The organism is Duganella sp. 1411 (assembly GCF_017833525.1).
Lineage (GTDB): Bacteria > Pseudomonadota > Gammaproteobacteria > Burkholderiales > Burkholderiaceae_D > Rugamonas.
This window is the reverse complement of record NZ_JAFICD010000003.1, coordinates 204,552-224,119: the sequence shown is the minus strand read 5'-3', so window position 1 is coordinate 224,119 and position 19,568 is coordinate 204,552. Positions and strand designations below refer to the sequence as shown.

Genomic DNA, 19,568 nt, shown 5'->3' with positions numbered 1-19,568 from the left:
CATGAAAAATTCAACCCGCATCTCCACGCTGCTGATCCTGGCGGCGGCCACCGTGCCGGCCGGCGCGGTGACGCCGGCCTCCTTCGCGCCGCCGCCGGCGAATCCGCCCGCGAGCCAGCCGGCGGCCGCGCTGAAAGCCGCCGGCGCTGGTGCCGTCGCCAAGCCGGCCCAGGACCCGGCCGGCGATGGCAAGGGGCTGCGCTGCGCCGGCCAGGCGGCCGCGCCGGGCAGCATGACGCTGCAGTTGGGGAAGTCGACCTTGATGCGCATGCCCGAGGCGGTGCAGGCGCGCAGCGTCGGCAACCCGGCCGTGCTGCAGGCGATGCTGGTGGCGCCGGACACCTTGTACGTGGTCGGCGTCGACATCGGCACCAGCAATATGATCGTGCAGGGCCGCAGCGGCGTGTGCAACGTGGTCGAGGTGGTGGTCGGCATCGATCCGTCGGCGTTGCAAGCGTCGCTCGCCGCGCTGATGCCCGAGCAGAAGGACATCCATATCAGCGCCGCCGGCGACACGCTGGTCATCAGCGGCATGGTCGACGACGCGCAGACCGCCGCGCGCGTGCTGGACCTGGCGGCGGCGTTCGTGCGGCGGCCGGTCCATTCGCTGTCGAGCGCGCCCGCCACCGGCGACAAGGCGGCGGCCGCGCCGGCGTCGTCGCATTCGACCACCGCCGCCCCCACCGTGGCGGGCAACACGCGCATCGTCAACTTCCTCAACATCAGCGCGCCGCAGCAGGTGATGTTGGAGGTGAAGATCGCCGAGGTGTCGAAGACGCTGCTCGACAAGCTGGAGGCCGGACTGCTGGTGAGCATGGGCGGCGGCAGCTGGCAGACCACGCTGGCGTCGAGCTTCATCACCGGCACGCTGAAAGGGATGCTGGGCATCGGCCGCCAGGACGGCAACCACGCGGGCATCGAAGCGGACAAGAAGGAGGGCATGATACGCATCCTGGCCGAGCCGACCGTGATGGCCATCAGCGGCCAGGAAGGCAGTTTTCTGGCCGGCGGCAAGATCTTCGTCCCGGTCGCGCAGGACAACAACAAGGTGACCCTGGAGGAGAAGGAGTTCGGCGTCGGCCTGCGCTTCACGCCGACCGTGCTGGCCGGCGGCCGCATCAACCTGCGCGTGGCGCCGGAGGTGTCGGAGATATCGCGCGAGGGCATCGGCATCACGGCCTCCGGTTTCAACGGCGCCGCCATCCTGCCGCTGATCACCACGCGGCGCGCCGCCACCACGGTGGAACTGTTCGACGGCCAGAGCTTCGCCATCGGTGGCCTGATCAAGAACAACCGCACCACCAACATCCACGGCCTGCCGGTGCTGGGCGAGCTGCCGGTGCTCGGCGCGCTGTTCCGCAGCACCGACTTCCAGCAGGACCGCACCGAATTGCTGTTCGTGGTCACCCCGCACCTGGTCAAGCCGCTGCCGGCCGATTACAAGCTGCCGACCGACGGCGTGACGGCGCCGAGCCGCGCCCAGCTTTTCCTCGGGGGCCAAATGGAAGGCACGCCGCCGATGGATACGGAAAAACGTCAATAACCACTTGGGGATCATTATGCGACTTCTTCTCGGCATGCTGGCGGCGTGCACGCTGGCCGCCTGCGCCAACATCAACCCGGTGTCGACCACGCCGCGCTGGGACAACCAGTTCGGCAGCAACGCCCGCGCCACGCTGGCGCGGCAGGTCATCGATCCGCAGGCGGGGCGCAACCCCGATTCCGTCGCCGGCATGGACGGCCGGGCCGCGCACGCCGGCTACGAGCGCTATCAGCGCACCTTCAGCGGCGCCACCCCGGCGCCTACCTTCATGATCAGCGGCGACGCTAAATAAGGGCCGACGATGAAAGCATTGATGATCAGCAGGGACAGCCTGCTACACGCGGAAATCGCCGCGCAAGGGTCGGCGCGCATGCCGGCGGTGCAGCTGGTGGCGTCGCGCAACGGTCTGCGCGACGCCGTCGAACGCCCGTTGCCGGACGCGCCGGAGCTGGTGATCTTCGACGCCAGCGACGTCGAGCCGGCCGAGGCGGACCTGGTCGAACGCCTGGGCAAAACCTATCCGACGGCGTCGTTCATGCTGCTCACGCGCGAGCCGCAGCAGGATTTGCTGATCCGCGCGATGCGGGCCGGCATGCGCGAGGTGCTGCAGCTGCCGCTGGTGCACAAGGCCTTCCACGAGGCGATGGACCGGATCGAGGTGTCGGCCGGCGTCAGCCAGAATCGCGACGGCAAGGTGCTGGCCTTCATCTCCTGCAAGGGCGGCAGCGGCGCCACGTTCTTGTCGACCAATTTCGGCTACGCGCTGGCCGCGCTGGCCGACAAGAAGGTGCTGCTGATCGACCTGCACGGCCAGTTCGGCGACGCCACGCTGTACGTGTCGGACCAGAAGCCGGCGATGACGCTGTCCGACATCTGCGGGCAGATCAGCCGCATGGACGGCTCCTTCCTCGATTCCTGCCTGGTGCACGTGGCGTCGAACTTCGGCGTGCTGGCGGCGGCCGACGATCCCAACCACCTGGTCGACATGAAGCCGGAGCACATGGACGCCATCCTGCGCGTGGCGCGCCAGCACTACGACTACATCGTGCTCGACGTCGGCCGGCAGATCGACGCCATCTCGCTGCGCGCGCTCGACCAGGCCGACGCCATCTACCCGGTGCTGCAACTGGCGCTGCCGGACATCCGCGACGGCCGCCGCCTGCTCGACATCTTCCGCTCGCTGGGCTATCCGAGCGACCGTACGCGCCTGATCGTCAACCGCTACGAAAAGGGCGGCAAGCTGCGCCTGATGGACCTGGAGCAGGCGCTGGGCGCGGACGTGATGCACACGGTGCCGAACGACTACATGTCGGCCACCGACTCGGTCAACCAGGGCATCCCGGTGCTGCAGCTGTCGCGCAGCAGCGCGGTGGCGCGCAGCCTGGCCGACCTGGTCGAGCTGGTGACGGCGCGCCGGGTTTCCGAGAGCAAGGGCCTGTTCGACCGCCTGTTCGGGCGCGCCGACAACGATTAGACTGGAGCGGCACATGAGCTTACGCGAGCGTTTGGCCAGCGGCGACGACGGCCGGCAGGGCAGCAGCGGTCCCCCGGGACTGGCGGCGGCGGCCTATCAGGAGCTGAAAAAGAGCATGCACCAGACGATCATGGACCGCATCGATCTGGAGCGGCTGCAGCGGCTCACGCCGGAGCAGTTCAAGCACGAGCTGGCGCTGCTGGTCCAGCGCATCATCGAGGAGGAGCGCATCGTGCTGAACCAGCACGAGCGCCACAACCTGGTGCTCGACATCCAGCACGAGATGCTCGGCTTCGGCCCGCTCGAGCCGCTGCTGGCCGATCCCGGCGTGTCCGACATCCTGGTCAACACCCATTCGATGGTGTACGTCGAGCGCGCCGGCCGGCTGGAACTGACCAGCGTCACCTTCAACGACAACGCCCACCTGATGAAGATCATCGAGAAGATCGTCTCGCGCGTGGGCCGGCGGGTCGACGAATCGAGCCCGATGGTCGACGCCCGCCTGCCGGACGGCTCGCGCGTGAACGCCATCATTCCGCCGCTGGCGATCGACGGTCCGATTCTGTCGATCCGGCGCTTCTCGGTCAATCCGCTGACGATCGAGAACCTGCTCGACAACCGCAGCCTGACGCCGCCGATGGTGCAGGTGCTCAAGGCGCTCGGCCACGCCAAGGTCAACATCCTGATCTCGGGCGGCACCGGCAGCGGCAAGACCACCTTGCTCAACGTGCTGTCCGGGTTCATTCCCGCGAGCGAGCGCATCGTCACCATCGAGGACGCCGCCGAGCTGCAGATGCGCCAGCCGCACGTGGTCCGGCTCGAGACGCGCCCGCCCAACATCGAAGGCAAGGGCGAGGTCAATCAGCGCTCGCTGGTGCGCAACGCGCTGCGGATGCGGCCCGACCGCATCATCCTCGGCGAGGTGCGCGGCGCCGAGGCGCTGGACATGCTGCAGGCGATGAACACCGGCCACGAGGGCTCGCTCGCCACGGTCCACTCGAACACCCCGCGCGACGCCCTGGCGCGGCTGGAGAACATGGTCAGCATGGCCGGCGTGAACCTGACCTCGCGCGCCACGCGCCAGCAGATCTGCGCCGCCGTCACGGTGGTGATGCAGGTCTCGCGCCTGACCGACGGCACGCGCAAGCTGGTCAGCCTGCAGGAGGTGACCGGCATGGAGGGCGAGGTGATCGCCATGCACGAGATCTTCCGCTACGAGCAAAAGGGCGTGGACGCCAACGGCAAGGTGCAGGGCGCCTTTTCCGCCACCGGCGTGCGGCCGCGCTTCGCCGAACGCCTGCGCATGTTCGGCATGCCGGTGCCCGATTCGGTGTTCGACCCCGACCGCATTTACGAGTAGCCGCCATGGACGCCGTCTTCTCCACCTTCGTGGTGCTGCTGTTCGCGGCCGTGATCCTGATGATCGAGGGCGCCTGGCTGTGGTGGTCCGGCGCCCACGGCGGCGGCGCGCGGCGCATCGCCAAACGTCTGCGCCTGATGGCCGAACGCGGCGAGGGCGGCGTCGAACGGGTCGACATCCTCAAGCGGCGCACCTACAGCCGCTCGCCGGCGCTGGAAAAGCTGCTGCGCCGCGTCGCCCGCCTGGCGGTGCTCGACAACCTGCTGCTGCAGGCCGGCGTGCAGTGGTCGGTGTCGCAGTTCCTCGGCTTCTCGCTGGCGATGCTGACGGCGGGCCTGGCGTTGGTGTGCATGGTGAGGATGCCGGCGCTGCCGGCGTGCGCGCTGCTGGCGTTGGCGCTGGCGGTGCCGTGGATATTGTTGATGCGCACCCGGCGCGCGCGCCTGTCCAAGCTGGAGGAGCAATTGCCGGAGGCGGCCGACTTCCTCGGCCGCGCGCTGCGGGCGGGCCACTCCTTCGCCAACGTGATGCAGATGGTGGGCGAGGAAATGCCCGAGCCGATCGCCGGCGAGTTCAAGTTCGCCTACGAGGAGATCAACTACGGCGTGCCGATGAACGAGGCGCTGCACAACCTGGCGCTGCGCGTGCCGTTGACCGACTTGCGCTATCTGATCATCGCGGTGCTGATACAGCGCGAATCGGGTGGCAACCTGGCCGAGGTGCTGGGCAACATCAGCCGCCTGATACGCGCCCGCCTGAAGCTGTTGGGGCAAGTGCGCGTGATGTCCGCCGAGGGGCGGATGTCGGCCTGGATCCTGGGCATTTTGCCGGTGGTGGTGCTGTTGCTGATGTCGATATCGAATCCGGCCTACATCCGGATTCTCTGGACCGATCCGATCGGCGTGCGGTTGATGTGGTACTCGGGCGCGGTGGCGGTGGGCGGTGTCTTCTGGATGCGCAAGCTGATACGCATCCGGATCTGAAGGAGCGCGGCATGGACGGACAGCAGTTACTCTTCCTGGCGATAGTGTTCATCGTCGTCGTCGGCCTGGCGCTGCTGGCGATGAAGATCTTCTCGCCGGTGCAGGTGCGCGAGCGTCTGAACGACGTCGTCGAGCCGGAACTGGCCATGCCGGAGGTGAACGGCGGCTGGGTCGAGCGGGTCGCGCATGTGGCGCAGCCGTTTTCGCGCCTGTCGTTGCCGGAGGAGGGGTGGGAGCGTTCGCCGCTGCGCACCCGCTTCATGAACGCCGGCTGGCGCAGCGCGTCGGCGCCGTCGTTGTACTTCGCCGCCAAGACGGTGCTGGCGCTGGGATTGCCCGGCCTGACCGCGCTGCTGACGATCACCATGATGAGCGCCGTGCCGCAAAAGAGCTTCCTGTTCCTGCTCCTGCTGGCGGCCAGCATCGGCTACTACCTGCCGAACGCGGTGTTGTCGCGCAAGGCGTCCGACCGCCGCCGCGAGATCTTCGAGACCTTCCCCGACGCGCTGGACCTGCTGACGGTGTGCGTCGAGGCGGGCCTGAGCCTGGAGCGCGCGCTGGCCAAGGTGGCCGGCGAGATCCACATCAAGAGCGTGTCGCTGGCGCAGGAGCTGCAACTGGTGCTGATGGAGATGCGGGCCGGCTTCAGCAAGGAGAGGGCGCTGCGCAACCTGGCCCTGCGCAGCGGCGTCGAGGACGTCGACACGCTGGTGGCGATGCTGATCCAGTCGGAGCGCTTCGGCACCAGCATGGGCGATTCGCTGCGCGTGCACTCGGACAACCTGCGCGGCAAGCGCAGCGTGCAGGCCGAGGAGGCGGCCGCGAAGATCGCGTTGAAGTTGTTGTTCCCTCTGATCTTCTGCATCTTCCCGACGTTGATGCTGGTGTTGATCGGCCCCGCGGGGATACAGATTTATCGTTCGGTGTTGCCAGGCATGGCGCATTAATGGGAGGTCCGAGATGAAGAACCCACTGCTGGCGACAGCCGCCGGCCTGTTGCTGCTGGCCTGCGGCGGCATGCAGAAGCCGGCGCCGTCGATCCAACCGGCTCCGGCGCAGGCCCCGCCCGGCCAGTTCATCACGTCGTTGGAGCGGGCCTGCCTGTCCGATCCGATGGACGCGGCCAAATGGGAGGCGCTGGCCGCCGCGCTGGAGGAGGACGGCCAGCGCGAGCGCGCCGCCAGGATGAATGAACAGGCGGCCACGCTGCGCGCGCACGATGTGCGGCGCGACTACGCGCTGCTGCGGAACACGGCCGCCGTGCCGCGCGCGGCGGCGCCGGACCCGCTATCGTCGATGCCGCGCACGCAGGTGCGGCAGATCGGCGCGGCGCTGGTGGAGGTGCTGCGGGTCGCTCCGACGGTGGCGGCAGCGCCGCCAGTCGCTGCGGCCGCGCCACCGGCGCCGGTGCGGCCCATGCAGGAGCTGGTGCGCCTTGAAATCAGCAACGGCAACGGCGTCACCGGCGCCGCCGCGCGTCTGGCGCGCTCGTTGAGCGTGGAAGGGTACAAGACCGTGCGGCTGACGAACGTGAAGAACTTCGGCGTGCCCCTGAGCCGCATCGAATATCAGCGCGGGCAACAACCGATGGCGCAGTCGCTGTCGGAGCGTTTGGGCTTGCCGCTCAAGGCGCAAGGCGGGGATGCGCCCGCCGCCGACATGCGCATCGTGCTCGGACACGATGCCATCGACGCCGGCCGGATCAAATAAAAAAAACCGTCCGGGTGGAGATCATCCTCCCGGACGGAAAAAAACACACCCATGTGTTTCCTGCTGCCGCCGGCCTTCGCCGGCGCATTCCTTATCGCCAGCCGCTTACTGCCAGCTCACCCCGCCCAGGCCGCGCGCGCTGGACTTGCGGTTGACCGGGTTGCCATACACGGTGGCCGAACCGAGCCCGGTCAAGGTGAGGTTGGCGGTGTTCCTGGCGTAGACCGAGGCGCTGCCGAGGCCCGTCATGTTGACGTCCACCGATTCGGCGCGCAGCTGCTGCGCATCGAGGCTGCCGACGCCACCGAGGCTGGCGTTCAATTGCTTGGTCTGGCCGATCATCTCTATGCGGCCAGCACCGTTAAGATGCAGTTCGACGTTGTCGCTGCTGCCGGTGTTGACGGTCATGCCGCCCACTCCGCCCAGCTTGACGTCGACATTGCGGTATTGCGCGTTGACCTTGACCGCGCCGGCGCCTTCGAGCGCCAGGCGCAGGCTGTCGCCGCTGAACCCCGTCACTTCGGTGGCACCCACGCCGCCCGAGACCAGTGCGCGCAGGTTCGGCAAGGTCAGTTCGGCGCGCAGATCCTGCTTGCCGCCGATGCTGATGTTGTTGCTCTTGACGGTGCCGATGCGCAGCGTGTCGCCGCTCTGGCTCACCGTGACTTTTTTCAGCGCCTCCGGCTCGCCGTACAGCGTCAGCGAGGCGACCGCGCCCTGTTTGATCTTCAGGCTGATGACGCCATCGAGATCGACGTTGACGGCGCGCGCATCGACACCGCGGCTCTCGCTGATGACGTCCGCGGCCAGCGCGGCGCCGGCGCCGCTGCACAACACCGTGGCCAGCATCGCGGCCTTCAGATATTTTTTCATGATGCGCTCCGTCGTCGTCGGGATTTACAGCGCGGCTTTTTCGGCGGCGGTCAGGCGCTTGGCGGTGATCGTCACCACTTGCATGGCGCCGGTGTCGGCTTTCGCGACGACGGCGGCTGGCGCGGCGGCGCGCGTGGCCGGCACGGCGGCGGTGGCGAAGCTGGTGGCGCCGGCGATGACGACGGCGGCGACGAAGATGGCTTCCATGTTTTTTGCGATGTTCATTTTGAGCTCCTTGGGTTGAATAGTTCGTTGCGTTGAGTGAACTATAGACAAGGGCCATCCGTACATCCACCCGGATGTGACGAACTGCAAAAAACAGGGGCCAGACTGCGTTTTAGCGGCGGTATCGCGCTTAGGCGGGTAGTAATTGGGGGCCGAGGGCGGCCCCGCACAGCAAGTCCTGGTTGCTGGCGTAGAGCTGCGTCAGCCAGGCGGAGACGGCCTTGAAGCGGGCGATCGAGCCGGCGTCGCGATGGCTCAGCAGCCAGATGTCGCGCTGCAGCTCGACGCCGGCGCCGATGCGCCGCAGGCCCTCCGGTTCGCCCATGATGCACGGCAGCAGCGCCATGCCGACGCCGGCGCGGCAGGCGCGCACCATCGTGCTCAGGCTGTTGACCTTGAGCACGCGGCGCGGCTGCGGCGCCATCGCCGCCAGCCATTGCATTTCGCCGGTGCCGGCCAGCGCGTCGTCGTAGGCGATCCACGGCTGCGTGCCCCAGCAGGCGCGCGGCGTGTCGGCGAAGCGGGCGTGGCCATAGACGGCGAAGCCCAGGTCGCCCAGCTTGCGCATCACCAGCGCCGCGTCCGCGCCGGGTTTTCCCATGCGCAGCGCGAAATCGGCCTCGCGGCGGGTGAACGACAGGTTCTGGTTTTCCGCCTGCAAGGTCAGCTGCAGGTGCGGATGCTGCGCGTGCAGCCCCGGCACATGGTCGAGCAGCCAATAGTCGAACAGGAAATCGATGGACGTGATGTTGACCGGGCCGGCCGTCGCGTCGGCCTCTTGCGACGACGCCTGCAACATGCTCTGGACGTTGCCGTAGACGGCTTCGCCGTGCTGGACGAACACGCGGCCGGCGTCGGTCAGCTGGTAGCCGGTGTTGTCGCGGATGAACAGGCGCAGTTTGAGGGCCTTCTCGGCGGCGGCGATGCGGCGGCTGATGGTCGACGCGTCCACGCCCAGCTGGCGGCCGGTGGCGCTCATGCTGCCGCCGCGGGCCAGCGCCAGGATCAGCGGGATGTCGTTCCAGTCGAAGTCATTACCAATTGGCATCTTTATATCCGTTTTCGTGGCGCTGTCCGCCAACGCGCGGCCACACTCGCGGAGGATCGTAGCACAGCCGGATATATCTCTACATCAACTAAAAGGGAGAAGGATGGCGCGGACCGCCGCCGCGCCATCCTCGTCCTGTCGCGCGCAAGCTTACGGGGCGGGGCATGCGCCGCGGTCGATCGACAGCATCGACGGGGTGGCCGTCGCGCTGGGGCCGTTATCACCGACGGTGACTTTCAACCCGTTATAGCTGACGCTCGACAACACGACTTGCTGGTTGCCTGGGCAGGTAAAGCCGCCCGCGCTTGGCGGAGTCAGTGTGATGCACGCTTCCACTTGGCCGTTTTGGTCCGAAGTAAATTGTTGCGTCGCGGTGACCGGACCGGTGACCGTTTTTTTATTCGCGGCGTTGGGACAATTTCCGCCCGCGTTTCTGCAGACATAGGTCGCCGAGGCGGTGGCGGAGGCGGAAATATTGATGCTTTCATTATTGCCCAGGCCCGCCACCTTGAAGCAGAGCTGCGCCGTGCCGGTCGTGTTATCGATGGTTGCGGTTACCCTGCCGACAAAGTGCGGGTTGGCGGCATACGCCGCTCCTATCGTGCCCATGAGCATGCCGCAGACCGCCACCTTTGTGCCCCATTGCTTAATCGCATTCATGATATTGCTCCTGAATAAAAAGTTTGCGTGGATAGCTTGCCTATCGCTGATCGGAACGCTTGACGACACGGTGAAATGCGGTCGGTGACTTGCACGTTCTGTAGTCAGTCTAGGTCGCTGGCTCGCGGGCGGTTTGTTGAATATCACGGGGTGTGCCTAAAATTTAATCAGCAATTTTGGCGGAGTGACGGGTGTTTTGTGACACGCCGCCGCATTTTTGCAAAGTCACCTTGCAAGGCTGTCTGTTCCGCAAAAGCGATGGCGCGCCTAAGATTCAACCCATCGCAACGCCGGCTTGCACAGAAGCCAGTCCGGATGCCCATACATCAACTAAGAGGAAGATCATCATGAACAACGCCGCTCAAAACACCGCCGTCAACCTGTCCCGCCGCAGTGCCCTGTTCAACAGCGCCGGCGCCGCTGCCGCAGCCATCGCCGTGCCGCTGGCCGCGCTGGGCGGCGCCGCCGAAGCCGCTCCCGTCGCCAAGGCCGGCGGCCCGGCCGCCCACTCGGCCAGCACCTTCACCACCCGCGACGGCGTCGAGATCTACTACAAGGATTGGGGTCCGCGCAGCGGCCAACCGGTCGTGCTCAGCCACGGCTGGCCGCTGAACGCCGACAGCTGGGAATCGGCCGCCTTCCACCTGGCCAACAACGGCTTCCGCGTCATCACCCATGACCGTCGCGGCCACGGCCGGTCGAGCCAGCCTTGGGACGGCAACGACATGGACCACTACGCCGACGACCTGGCGCAGCTGATCGAAAAGCTGGACTTGCACAACATCATCCTGGCCGGCTTCTCGACCGGCGGCGGCGAGGTGGCGCGTTACGTCGGCCGCCACGGCACCAAGCGCGTCGCCAAGCTGGGCCTGATCTCGGCGGTGCCGCCGCTGATGCTCAAGACCGCCACCAACCCGGGCGGCCTGCCGATCGAAGTGTTCGACGGCATCCGCGCCGGCTCGGTCGCCAACCGCGCGCAGCTGTATATCGACATCGCCTCGGGTCCGTTCTTCGGCTTCAACCGTCCGGGCGCCAAGGTGTCGCAGGGATTGATCAACTCGTGGACCGCGCAGGGCATGCAGGCCGGCCACAAGAACACCTACGACTCGATCAAGGCGTTCTCGGAGACCGACTTCCGCGACGACCTGAAAAAGTTCGACAAGCCGACCCTGGTCATCCACGGCGACGACGACCAGATCGTGCCGATCGACGCGGCGGGCCGGGCCTCGGCGGCCATCGTCAAAGGCGCCAAGCTGATCGTTTACCCGGGCGCGCCGCACGGCCTGACCGACACCCACAAGGACAAGTTCAACGCCGATTTCCTGGCGTTCGCCAAATCCTGATGACGCATGGCGACCAGCGCCGTTGATTTGGGCTACATGGCGTAATCGGCGGGGCGCTCTGCTTGCATCAGCATCAGAGCGCTCTTCATTTCAACCGCCTCTTGCAGGGGCGTGCGGCCGAAGAAGCGCTTGAACTCGCGGCTAAACTGCGAATTGCTCTCGTAGCCCACCATATTTGAAGCGGTCGCCGCGCTCACCCCATCCTGGACCATCAGCAGGCGCGCCTTATGCAGCCTGGTGCTCTTCAAATATTGTATCGGCGTGGTATTGGTCACCGCCTTGAAATTGGCATGAAACGCCGCCACGCTCATTCCAGCTTCGCTTGCCAGCGTACCCACATCGATCTCGCGGTTGTAATGCTCGTGAATTTTGCGCAGCGCTTTGCCGATTTTTCCGAACTGGCTTTGCTGCGTCAATGATGCCAGGACCGCTCCACCCTGCGGTCCCGTTAACACCCGGTACAGCAGTTCCTTGACGATCGCGGGCCCCAGGATCGCGGCGTCGTCCGGCACTGTCAACGCAGTCAACAAGCGTAGCAGCGCGTCGCTCATGTCATCACTCATCGGAGTCGAGTAGATACCCGCCGGGGCCGACATCTTGTCCTTGCGTGATTTCCCCAACGCCAGCACCAGGTCCGCCGCGACCTGCAAGTCGATACGCAGCGCCACCGCCAGCATCGGCTCTTGTTCGCTCGCCTCGGTTTCAGATTCAAACGGCAATGGCACCGACAGCACCAGATAGTGGTTGGCGTCGTAGACATACGATTCGTCCGCCAGATAGCCGCGCTTGCGTCCCTGGCACACGATGACGATAGACGGCTCGTACATCACTGGAATGCGCGGCAACGGGCAGTTGGCGCGCATGAACCGCACCCCCTCCAACGCGGACAGCGTGTATCCCTCGAAAGGCGCCAATTTGTTTAACAAAGCAACCAAGCGGTGTTGATGTTCGTTGTTCATGAGCGTTGAGCGTCGATTTAGAGGATCAGGCAATGCGGCAATATTATCCGATATTTCGTGCATTTCGCTCGAGCCGCATACTGGCTACATCGCAGTTCAACTTAGTGAAGGAGCCAAGCAATGAGCAACGAAAACAGCAAAAAAGTCGTCCTGATCACCGGCGCAAGCAGCGGCATCGGCGAAGCCACCGCACAGCACCTCGCGCGGCAAATGCATGTGGTGCTCGGCGCGCGCCGCACCGACCGCCTGGAGCGGTTGGCCGCCGCCATCAACGCCGAAGGGGGATCGGCGTCGGTATTTCCGCTCGACGTCACAAGCGAAGACAGCATGAGAGAATTCGTCGGCTTCGCGGTCGAAAAACATGGCCGGGTGGACGTCCTGATCAACAACGCCGGTGTGATGCCGCTGTCCAAGCTGGAAGCGCTCAAGGTCGCTGAATGGAACCAGATGATCGATGTGAATATTCGCGGCGTACTGCACGGCATCGCCGCGGCGCTGCCTTTGATGCAGGCGCAGCGTAGCGGCCAGATCATCAACATGGCATCGATAGGCGCCTATACCGTCAGTCCCACGGCCGCGGTCTACTGCGCCACGAAGTTCGCCGTGGCCGCGATCACCGAAGGCTTGCGCCAGGAAGTGGGCGCCGACATCCGCGTAACGCTGGTGTCGCCCGGTGTCGTCGAATCCGAACTGGCCGAATCGATTTCCGACCCGGCAGGCCGCGAGGAGATGCGCAGCTTCCGCCAGATCTCCATCAAGCCGGACGCCATCGCGCGCGCCATCGAGTTCGCCATCCAGCAGCCGGCCGATGTCGATGTCAGCGAGATCATCGTGCGTCCGACCGCCAGTCCGTATTAAGTCGCTTGCGCCTTCAACCGGTCGACGAACCAGCGGCCGGCCGGGCCGGGGGGATGCTCCATCAAATGCACGGCATGCATGGAGAACCCCGGCCCGACGTTGGGCTGAACCTCCAGGTCCAGCACGACCAGCTTGCCGTTGCGCAGATCTTCCTCGATCATCGGCAAGGGCATATAACCCCAACCCAAGCCGGCGCGCAAGAACGCATGTTTTGCGCCCATGTCGCCCAGCCGCCAGGTCTTGGCCGACATGACGCCGAAGTTGCGGCCCGCCGTCAGCGAGGAGCGATCGGCCAACACCAGTTGGACATATTCGGCAGCGACCGAACGCCGTATCGGTCCCGTCATCGCGGCCAGGGGGTGGCCGGGCGCCACCACCGCGGCGGCGCCCACGCTGAGCAGGAATTCTGACGCACATCCGGCGGGAATTTCCGGCAGCGAGCCGATGATCGCCACCCGGCAATCTCCCGACAGCAAAGGCTGGAGCACCGCGCCCAGCGCCTCCACGTACAAGCGCAACGGGGTAGTGGGGAACTGCTGCTGAAACGCCTGCACCGCGGCGGTCAAGTCGTCGATGGGGAACATGACATCGACCGCCACCACCAGTTCGGGCTCCAGCCCTTCGGCCAGGGTACGCGCCCTGGCCTTGAAAGCGTCCATGCCGGCGGCGGCGAACCGGGCCTGCTCCAACAGCGCGCGGCCCGCCTCCGTCAATTGCGGATAGCGGCCGGTGCGCTCGAACAAGGGAAAGCCCACCTGCGCCTCCAGGTTCGCGAGCGTCGCGCTCACCACCGATTGGGCGCGCCGCAGCTTGCGTCCAGCGGCGGAAAAGCTGCCCTCATCGGCGGCGGCAATAAACGTGCGCAGTTGGTCCATCGACATCCCGTCAAGCATGTATCGCTCCATTAGATATAAGCCATCCAATTATATAGGCTATTCAGATGGCTCCTTGGCCAATAAGATTCACTCATGCACTTAAACAACGGAGCCAACATCATGCAAGCAACGGAACAACGCAATATCGTTTATCGCAGCACAGGCACTACTCGTGGCGGCGTGAATCGCCTTGTCAGCCCTGGCGATCTCGGCCAACTGATCAAGCCTTTCGTCTTCCTCGACCTGTTCCACCTGGAGACGCCAGCCAGCAAGATGGGGATGCACCCGCACTCGGGCATCGCCACCGTCACCGTCGTGATGGATGGGGCGCTGGAATACCGGGAAACCACCGGCCACCAAGGTCAATTGCCCACTGGTGGCGTCGAATGGATGAGCGCTGGCGGCGGCGTCTGGCACGAAGGCGGCGCGGCGCCGGGCCGGCACGTCACCGGCTTCCAGCTGTGGCTGGCCCTGCCGGCGGAAGACGAGAATGGCCCGGCAAGCAGCCAGTACGTGGCGCCGGCCAACGTGCCAGCTTTCGGTCCGGCACGGGTCATTATCGGCAGCTACGGCGGCGTCGGCAGCCCGATCCGCCCCCGTGCGCCGATCAATTACCTGCACGTGAAGCTGCGCGATGGCGAGCGCTGGACTTATACGCCGCCCGACGGGCACGACGTCAGCTGGGTGGCGGTCGCCAGCGGCGCCTTGCAGACCAGCGACACGACGCTGCAGCGCGAAGTGGCGATCTTTGCGGAAGGTGGCGGCGCCCTCGATTTTGTCGCCCAAGGACCGGCCGAGTTCGTGCTGGGCTCCGCGGCCAAACACCCGTACGAGCTGGTCACAGGCTACTACTCCGTCCACACCAGCGCGGCCGCACTCGAACAAGGCGAGCGGGAGATCCGCCGCATCGGCAGCCAATTACGTGCCGCCAATCTGATGTAAGCAAGCGAGCAAGCGCTGTTTTTACGAAGTTTTTAAACCACTCAAATCGAAAGGAATCACCATGAACACCACCAACACCAACACCGTCGTTCCAGCCATTGGCCGTATCCTGCTGGCCACCATTTTCATCTTCAGCGGCATCGGCAAATTGATGGCGCCTGCCGCCACGATAGGCTACATCGCATCTTCCGGCCTGCCGTTTGCGCCGCTGGCACTGGCAGGGGCGATCGCCGTGGAACTGGGGGGCGGACTGATGCTGGCACTGGGCATCCAAACCCGGTTGGTCGCCGCCTTGCTGGCCGGCTTCTCGATCGTCACCGGCCTGGCCTTCCATAACGCCATCGGCGATCAGAACCAGCTGATCCACCTGCTGAAAAACATCGCCATGGCGGGCGGCCTGCTGCAAGTCGTTGCATTCGGTGCCGGCGCTTTCAGTATCGATAATCGTGCCAACGTCGTTCGTAAGCTGGCCTGAAATCAGGGGGAGCCTGCCAGCTGGTAATCTAGTGAAATTGGGATAACTGAAGGTGACAATGAACTCCACTCCGCGTACATCCGCCGAGGCGTTCGAAGAATACATCCCCGGCGAGCTGCTCACAGAACATCGTGCGCAGTCTTCCGGGGATGTATTCGTTCAAGTCCTGGCACGTCGCCAGATACAGGACAACATCATCATCCCGGCGGTGCCGGAGCCACTCATCGTCTGGATATTGTCAGGCGTCGCGGTGGTGGAAGAGCGCCCTCCTGGCGGGGAATGGTTGGCCAACCGCGTCACCGCCGGCGATTTCTTTCTGACCACCGCCACCTCCCCCACCGAAATGAGATGGCATGCCGAGCCCGGCTCGCCATTTACTGTCATGCACGTCTATATCGGTGTCGCCATGATGCGCAATATCGCGCTGCGCGAGGTGTCCGGCGAACGCGACGAAACGCTGTCGTCACTGCTCAACCATATCCACGCCGAGCTGACCGGCCAGCATTCGCCGAGCCGGCCGTTCATCCAGGGTATCGCGCAGGCGCTGGCGGTACACCTGGCCCGCACCTACCGCATCGATGCGGAACGCCAGCGCGGCGGCCTGCAAGCGTATAAATTGCACCGCGTGTTCAACGCGATGCGCGCCCAGCTCGCCCAGCCATTTGAGCTCGCCCGGATGGCGGCCCTCGCCGAGCTGAGCGAGTTTCATTTCAGCCGCGTCTTTAAGCAATCCACCGGGCTGTCGCCTTCCCATTATTTCATCCGGATGCGCATGGAAGAGGCGCGCCGCCTGCTGTCGGAAACCGGCGATCCGATTATCCAGATCGCCCTCGCCGTCGGTTACGGCAGCCCCAGCCACTTCGCCGCCGTGTTTCGCAAACATACCGGCGTATCGCCGTCGACATACCGCTGACGGCACGCACAGCAAAATCGCGATAGTTCGAGCAAGCCGCCACGCGACGCCCAGGCCGCGCGGCGGCATCATGAATCCGTGCTTCAGGCAATTCGTTTTGAAGCGCTGACACTCACTCTCGAAAGGAACTATCATGGAACTCAACGGTAAAGTAGCCCTGGTGACCGGCGCGTCGAGCGGCATTGGCGCCGCCACCGCGAAAAAGTTGGCCGCCCACGGCGTCAAAGTCGGCCTCGCGGCGCGCCGCCTGGATCGGCTGCAGGCGCTGGTTTCGGAAATCACGGCGGCCGGCGGCGACGCCATGGCGCTGCCAATGGATGTGACCGACCAGGCTGCCGTGTCCGAAGGCGTCGCCACGCTGCACGAGACTTACGGCCGTATCGATATCGCCTTTAATAACGCGGGCCTGATGCCGATTTCGGACATCGCCAGCCTCAAGCTGGAAGAATGGCACCGGATGGTGGACGTCAACGTGAAAGGCTTGTTCAATACCGTCGCCGCCGTGCTGCCGATCATGCAAGAGCAAAAGTCCGGCCACATGATCAATACTTCGTCGATTGCTGGCCGCAAGACTTTCCCCGGCCTGGGCGTGTATTGCGCGACGAAACATGCGGTCGCCGCCTTCTCGGATATTTTGCGCATGGAGCTCGCGCCGAAATACAATATCCGTGTCACCTCGCTGCAGCCCGGTGCGGTGGAAAGCGAGTTGTTCGAGCACATCACCGACGAGAATTACCGCGCGCAGATGGAGCAGCTTAAAGAACAGATGAAATTCCTGAAGTCGGAAGACATCGCCGATTCCATCCTCTACGCGCTGCAAGCGCCGGATCATGTGGACGTGGCAGAGCTCTTTATCATGCCTAGCGGGCAGCCGTGGTAAGCACCTGATACTGGCCGGGCGGTATGCCCGGCCAGCATTGAAATTTTTGACCGCTGCTGTTGAGCGAACCTGGAAATCACTATCGTGGATTATTTCACTGCTGTACGCACTTTTGTCCGAGTCGTCGAAACAGGCAGCTTTGCCAAAGCGGCCGACTCGCTGGAACTGCCGCGCAATACCGTCACCAAGCTGGTGCAGTGGCTGGAAGCGCACTTGCGCGTCAAGTTGCTGCACCGGACCACCCGGAAAGTGTCGACCACCAACGATGGCGCGCTGTATTTCGACCGCATGGCGAACTTGCTCGAGGAATGGCACGAGGTGGAGTCTGAATTGTCGAGCGGTCAAAAGAAGCCGCATGGCCGCCTGCGCGTCGACATGGGCGCCAGCATGGCATCGCAACTGGTGATACCCAAGCTGGCGGATTTTCGCCGCCGTTATCCCGACATGCAACTGGACGTCGGCGTCAGCGACCGGCCGCTGGACCTGGTGAGCGACCGGATCGACTGTGTGATTCGCGCCGGCGAGATCAAGGACCCGTCGCTGATCGCGCGCCACCTTGGCGACTTGAAGTTTGTGCTGTGCGCGGCGCCCGGCTACCTTGCCGGCCATCCGACGCCCTCGCATCCCGATGACCTGGAGGACGGGCACAGCATGGTACGCTACTTCTATGCCGGCTCGACACGGCAATTGCCGCTCCTGTTGGCATCGCAGGGCGAGCGTGTCAGCGTCAAGGGAAGTTATTTTATCTCGGTCAACGAGAGCAACGCGCTATTGGCCGCCGCCCTGGCCGGCCTTGGCATCGTTGCCGGTCCCGCCTTCATGCTGCAGCCGCGGATCGATAGCGGTGAACTGACGCCGTTGCTGCCTGATTGGTCGCCACCGGCGGTGCCGTTGCATGTGGTGTATCCCGCCAACCGCCACATGAACACCCGCACCCGGGTTTTTGTGGACTGGATGATGGAACTGAGCCAAAACAATCCGCATATCCTGCCCCCGCGCGCCAGCCTTGCGCTGGGGCACGGGGATGCCGGTCGGGATTAGTCGAACAGCTTGTTGGCGGTTTTGGCGACCAGTTCACCTTGGTGGCGCGCACCGCCCAGATCGATTTCGCTCGGTTGGCGCTGGCCCTGGCCGCCAGCGATGGTGGTCGCGCCGTATGGACTGCCGCCCACCACCTCGTCAATCGACATCTGGCCCGCGTAGCTATACGGCAGGCCGACAATGGTCATGCCGAAATGCAGCAGGTTGGTGATGATGGAGAACAACGTCGCCTCCTGGCCGCCGTGCTGGGTGGCAGTCGAGGTGAAGGCCGCACCGACTTTGCCGTTCAATGCGCCACGCGCCCACAAGCCGCCCGCCTGGTCGAGGAAGGCCGCCATTTGCGATGGCATGCGGCCGAAGCGCGTCGGCGCGCCGACAATAATCGCGTCGTAATTGGCCAGGTCTTCCACCTTGGCGACGGGGGCGCCCTGTTGCAGCTTGAAGTGCGCGCCTTTGGCGATGTCCTCCGGCACGGTTTCGGGGACGCGCTTGACGTCGACGGTAGCGCCCGTGCTGCGCGCGCCACTGGCCACCGCTTCGGCCATGGCTTCGATGTGACCATACGAGGAATAATACAGAACCAAAACTTTAGACATGAATTTCTCCAAAAATTAACAACGCGAAAAAACTTTTTAAATCACGGACAGCAGGCCACCGTCCACCAGCAATGCAATGCCGGTGACGTAGCTGGACATATCCGATCCCAACCACACCACCGCATCGCCGATTTCCGACGGTTTGCCCAGGCGGCGCAGCGGCGTCCGCTGGCGGAAGCCTTCCGCCGCTTCGGCAATGCCGGGACTGTTGCGCAACAGGTGGGTGTCGATCGTGCCGGGCGCGACCGCGTTGACCCGGATGCCATCGGGGCCGAGCGCATCGGCAAGCGCCTTGGCCATCAAGACCACGCCGCCTTTGCTGGTCGAGTAAGCCACCGTCATGCCGGCGCCGGCGATACCGCCCATGCTGGCCATGAGGACGATGCTGCCCTGTTTCTTGCCCGCCTGCATCTGCTTCGCCGCCGCCTGCGCACTGAACAGCGTACCGTCCAGGTTGATGGCCATCAGACGGCGATACTGTTCTTCATCGACATCGGCGCCATCGGCCCGCAGCGTGATGCCGGCATTGGCCACCATGACATCGACGCCGCCGAACTCCGCTGCAGCCGCGACCAGGGCATCGACCTCGGCGCGCTTGCTGACGTCTGCTTTGACGAAACGGGCGATCACGCCCAGCTCGGCGATTTCAGCGGTGGTCGGCGCGCCGCCTTCGCGTGGTTCTTCGGTAATGTCCGACACGATGACGGCGCGCGCGCCATGTTTGGCCGCCGAAATGGCAATCGCGCGGCCGATTCCGCTGGCGGCGCCGGTGACGATCACGATTTTGTTGCTCAGCAAATTACTCATGAT

The 19,568-nt window shown here is 64.9% G+C and carries 22 protein-coding genes; 14 read left to right on the top strand and 8 right to left on the bottom strand.

What is annotated here, in order from left to right; translation table 11 throughout:
- Position 1 precedes the first annotated feature (1 nt).
- From JOD97_RS18075 to JOD97_RS18045, 7 genes are read left to right on the top strand one after another with little or no spacing between them, the layout of a single operon-like run.
- Complete coding sequence (locus JOD97_RS18075; protein WP_229264549.1) at positions 2-1,543, top strand: type II and III secretion system protein family protein; 1,542 nt, start codon at positions 2-4, stop codon at positions 1,541-1,543.
- A 16-nt stretch (positions 1,544-1,559) separates the two neighbouring features.
- Positions 1,560-1,835 (top strand): hypothetical protein, encoded by a 276-nt coding sequence (locus JOD97_RS18070; protein ID WP_209721049.1) that lies wholly within the window; start codon positions 1,560-1,562, stop codon positions 1,833-1,835.
- A gap of 9 nt (positions 1,836-1,844) precedes the next feature.
- A complete protein-coding gene (locus JOD97_RS18065) occupies positions 1,845-3,017 on the top strand; it encodes an AAA family ATPase (RefSeq protein ID WP_209721046.1) in 1,173 nt (390 codons plus the stop codon).
- A gap of 13 nt (positions 3,018-3,030) precedes the next feature.
- Entirely contained in the window at positions 3,031-4,377 is a 1,347-nt protein-coding gene (locus JOD97_RS18060; protein ID WP_209721043.1) for a CpaF family protein, read from the top strand.
- Positions 4,378-4,382: 5 nt separating this feature from the next.
- Complete coding sequence (locus JOD97_RS18055; protein WP_209721040.1) at positions 4,383-5,360, top strand: type II secretion system F family protein; 978 nt, start codon at positions 4,383-4,385, stop codon at positions 5,358-5,360.
- An 11-nt stretch (positions 5,361-5,371) separates the two neighbouring features.
- Entirely contained in the window at positions 5,372-6,307 is a 936-nt protein-coding gene (locus JOD97_RS18050) for a type II secretion system F family protein (protein ID WP_209721036.1), read from the top strand.
- A gap of 13 nt (positions 6,308-6,320) precedes the next feature.
- A complete protein-coding gene (locus JOD97_RS18045) occupies positions 6,321-7,070 on the top strand; it encodes a LytR C-terminal domain-containing protein (RefSeq protein ID WP_209721033.1) in 750 nt (249 codons plus the stop codon).
- A 105-nt stretch (positions 7,071-7,175) separates the two neighbouring features.
- Here JOD97_RS18045 and JOD97_RS18040 read toward each other — a convergent pair whose 3' ends face one another.
- From JOD97_RS18040 to JOD97_RS18025, 4 genes are all read right to left on the bottom strand, one after another.
- A complete protein-coding gene (locus JOD97_RS18040) occupies positions 7,176-7,943 on the bottom strand; it encodes a GIN domain-containing protein (RefSeq protein ID WP_209721031.1) in 768 nt (255 codons plus the stop codon).
- 24 nt (positions 7,944-7,967) lie between these two features.
- Entirely contained in the window at positions 7,968-8,168 is a 201-nt protein-coding gene (locus JOD97_RS18035) for a hypothetical protein (RefSeq protein WP_209721028.1), read from the bottom strand.
- 130 nt (positions 8,169-8,298) lie between these two features.
- Entirely contained in the window at positions 8,299-9,216 is a 918-nt protein-coding gene (locus JOD97_RS18030) for a LysR family transcriptional regulator (protein WP_209721026.1), read from the bottom strand.
- Between the two features lie 150 nt (positions 9,217-9,366).
- Positions 9,367-9,876 (bottom strand): hypothetical protein, encoded by a 510-nt coding sequence (locus tag JOD97_RS18025; RefSeq protein ID WP_209721023.1) that lies wholly within the window; start codon positions 9,874-9,876, stop codon positions 9,367-9,369.
- A gap of 347 nt (positions 9,877-10,223) precedes the next feature.
- On the opposite strand from JOD97_RS18025, the gene JOD97_RS18020 reads away from it, so the two are divergent.
- The gene (locus JOD97_RS18020; protein ID WP_209721020.1) at positions 10,224-11,219 is read left to right on the top strand and encodes an alpha/beta fold hydrolase; all 996 of its coding nucleotides are present in this window, start codon (positions 10,224-10,226) and stop codon (positions 11,217-11,219) included.
- Between the two features lie 32 nt (positions 11,220-11,251).
- Here JOD97_RS18020 and JOD97_RS18015 read toward each other — a convergent pair whose 3' ends face one another.
- The gene (locus JOD97_RS18015) at positions 11,252-12,178 is read right to left on the bottom strand and encodes an AraC family transcriptional regulator (RefSeq protein WP_209721015.1); all 927 of its coding nucleotides are present in this window, start codon (positions 12,176-12,178) and stop codon (positions 11,252-11,254) included.
- A gap of 120 nt (positions 12,179-12,298) precedes the next feature.
- On the opposite strand from JOD97_RS18015, the gene JOD97_RS18010 reads away from it, so the two are divergent.
- Positions 12,299-13,036 (top strand): SDR family oxidoreductase, encoded by a 738-nt coding sequence (locus tag JOD97_RS18010; protein WP_209721012.1) that lies wholly within the window; start codon positions 12,299-12,301, stop codon positions 13,034-13,036.
- On the opposite strand, the gene JOD97_RS18005 is transcribed toward JOD97_RS18010, so the two are convergent.
- The gene (locus JOD97_RS18005) at positions 13,033-13,929 is read right to left on the bottom strand and encodes a LysR family transcriptional regulator (RefSeq protein ID WP_209721009.1); all 897 of its coding nucleotides are present in this window, start codon (positions 13,927-13,929) and stop codon (positions 13,033-13,035) included. The genes JOD97_RS18010 and JOD97_RS18005 overlap by 4 nt on opposite strands.
- Before the next feature lie 102 nt (positions 13,930-14,031).
- Here JOD97_RS18005 and JOD97_RS18000 point away from each other — a divergent pair, with 102 nt between their 5' ends.
- The 5 genes from JOD97_RS18000 to JOD97_RS17980 all read left to right on the top strand — a co-directional run bounded on the left by JOD97_RS18000 (position 14,032) and on the right by JOD97_RS17980 (position 18,162).
- The gene (locus tag JOD97_RS18000) at positions 14,032-14,853 is read left to right on the top strand and encodes a pirin family protein (RefSeq protein ID WP_209721006.1); all 822 of its coding nucleotides are present in this window, start codon (positions 14,032-14,034) and stop codon (positions 14,851-14,853) included.
- A gap of 61 nt (positions 14,854-14,914) precedes the next feature.
- Positions 14,915-15,328: a DoxX family protein gene (locus JOD97_RS17995; protein WP_209721003.1), complete on the top strand. Its 414-nt coding sequence runs from the start codon at positions 14,915-14,917 to the stop codon at positions 15,326-15,328.
- A 58-nt stretch (positions 15,329-15,386) separates the two neighbouring features.
- Positions 15,387-16,241: a helix-turn-helix domain-containing protein gene (locus tag JOD97_RS17990; protein WP_209721000.1), complete on the top strand. Its 855-nt coding sequence runs from the start codon at positions 15,387-15,389 to the stop codon at positions 16,239-16,241.
- 133 nt (positions 16,242-16,374) lie between these two features.
- Complete coding sequence (locus JOD97_RS17985) at positions 16,375-17,121, top strand: SDR family oxidoreductase (RefSeq protein ID WP_209720997.1); 747 nt, start codon at positions 16,375-16,377, stop codon at positions 17,119-17,121.
- Between the two features lie 84 nt (positions 17,122-17,205).
- Positions 17,206-18,162 carry a LysR family transcriptional regulator gene (locus tag JOD97_RS17980; RefSeq protein WP_209720994.1) on the top strand — a complete coding sequence of 319 codons (957 nt, stop codon included), beginning with the start codon at positions 17,206-17,208 and terminating at the stop codon, positions 18,160-18,162.
- On the opposite strand, the gene wrbA is transcribed toward JOD97_RS17980, so the two are convergent.
- Positions 18,159-18,758 (bottom strand): NAD(P)H:quinone oxidoreductase, encoded by a 600-nt coding sequence (wrbA, locus tag JOD97_RS17975; protein ID WP_209720991.1) that lies wholly within the window; start codon positions 18,756-18,758, stop codon positions 18,159-18,161. The two genes, JOD97_RS17980 and wrbA, sit on opposite strands and share 4 nt — an antisense overlap.
- 36 nt (positions 18,759-18,794) lie before the next feature.
- Positions 18,795-19,565 carry an SDR family oxidoreductase gene (locus tag JOD97_RS17970; protein ID WP_229264548.1) on the bottom strand — a complete coding sequence of 257 codons (771 nt, stop codon included), beginning with the start codon at positions 19,563-19,565 and terminating at the stop codon, positions 18,795-18,797.
- Positions 19,566-19,568 lie beyond the last annotated feature (3 nt).

Coding starts and splice junctions, on each gene's coding strand:
- JOD97_RS17990 (WP_209721000.1), top strand. CDS start 15,387: ATGAACTCCACTCCGCGTACATCCGCCGAGGCGTTCGAAGAATACATC.
- JOD97_RS17970 (WP_229264548.1), bottom strand. CDS start 19,565: ATGAGTAATTTGCTGAGCAACAAAATCGTGATCGTCACCGGCGCCGCC.
- JOD97_RS18000 (WP_209721006.1), top strand. CDS start 14,032: ATGCAAGCAACGGAACAACGCAATATCGTTTATCGCAGCACAGGCACT.
- JOD97_RS18045 (WP_209721033.1), top strand. CDS start 6,321: ATGAAGAACCCACTGCTGGCGACAGCCGCCGGCCTGTTGCTGCTGGCC.
- JOD97_RS18035 (WP_209721028.1), bottom strand. CDS start 8,168: ATGAACATCGCAAAAAACATGGAAGCCATCTTCGTCGCCGCCGTCGTC.
- JOD97_RS18065 (WP_209721046.1), top strand. CDS start 1,845: ATGAAAGCATTGATGATCAGCAGGGACAGCCTGCTACACGCGGAAATC.
- JOD97_RS17995 (WP_209721003.1), top strand. CDS start 14,915: ATGAACACCACCAACACCAACACCGTCGTTCCAGCCATTGGCCGTATC.
- JOD97_RS18055 (WP_209721040.1), top strand. CDS start 4,383: ATGGACGCCGTCTTCTCCACCTTCGTGGTGCTGCTGTTCGCGGCCGTG.
- wrbA (WP_209720991.1), bottom strand. CDS start 18,758: ATGTCTAAAGTTTTGGTTCTGTATTATTCCTCGTATGGTCACATCGAA.
- JOD97_RS18030 (WP_209721026.1), bottom strand. CDS start 9,216: ATGCCAATTGGTAATGACTTCGACTGGAACGACATCCCGCTGATCCTG.
- JOD97_RS18075 (WP_229264549.1), top strand. CDS start 2: ATGAAAAATTCAACCCGCATCTCCACGCTGCTGATCCTGGCGGCGGCC.
- JOD97_RS18040 (WP_209721031.1), bottom strand. CDS start 7,943: ATGAAAAAATATCTGAAGGCCGCGATGCTGGCCACGGTGTTGTGCAGC.
- JOD97_RS17985 (WP_209720997.1), top strand. CDS start 16,375: ATGGAACTCAACGGTAAAGTAGCCCTGGTGACCGGCGCGTCGAGCGGC.
- JOD97_RS18025 (WP_209721023.1), bottom strand. CDS start 9,876: ATGAATGCGATTAAGCAATGGGGCACAAAGGTGGCGGTCTGCGGCATG.
- JOD97_RS18050 (WP_209721036.1), top strand. CDS start 5,372: ATGGACGGACAGCAGTTACTCTTCCTGGCGATAGTGTTCATCGTCGTC.
- JOD97_RS18060 (WP_209721043.1), top strand. CDS start 3,031: ATGAGCTTACGCGAGCGTTTGGCCAGCGGCGACGACGGCCGGCAGGGC.
- JOD97_RS18070 (WP_209721049.1), top strand. CDS start 1,560: ATGCGACTTCTTCTCGGCATGCTGGCGGCGTGCACGCTGGCCGCCTGC.
- JOD97_RS18005 (WP_209721009.1), bottom strand. CDS start 13,929: ATGCTTGACGGGATGTCGATGGACCAACTGCGCACGTTTATTGCCGCC.
- JOD97_RS18010 (WP_209721012.1), top strand. CDS start 12,299: ATGAGCAACGAAAACAGCAAAAAAGTCGTCCTGATCACCGGCGCAAGC.
- JOD97_RS18020 (WP_209721020.1), top strand. CDS start 10,224: ATGAACAACGCCGCTCAAAACACCGCCGTCAACCTGTCCCGCCGCAGT.
- JOD97_RS18015 (WP_209721015.1), bottom strand. CDS start 12,178: ATGAACAACGAACATCAACACCGCTTGGTTGCTTTGTTAAACAAATTG.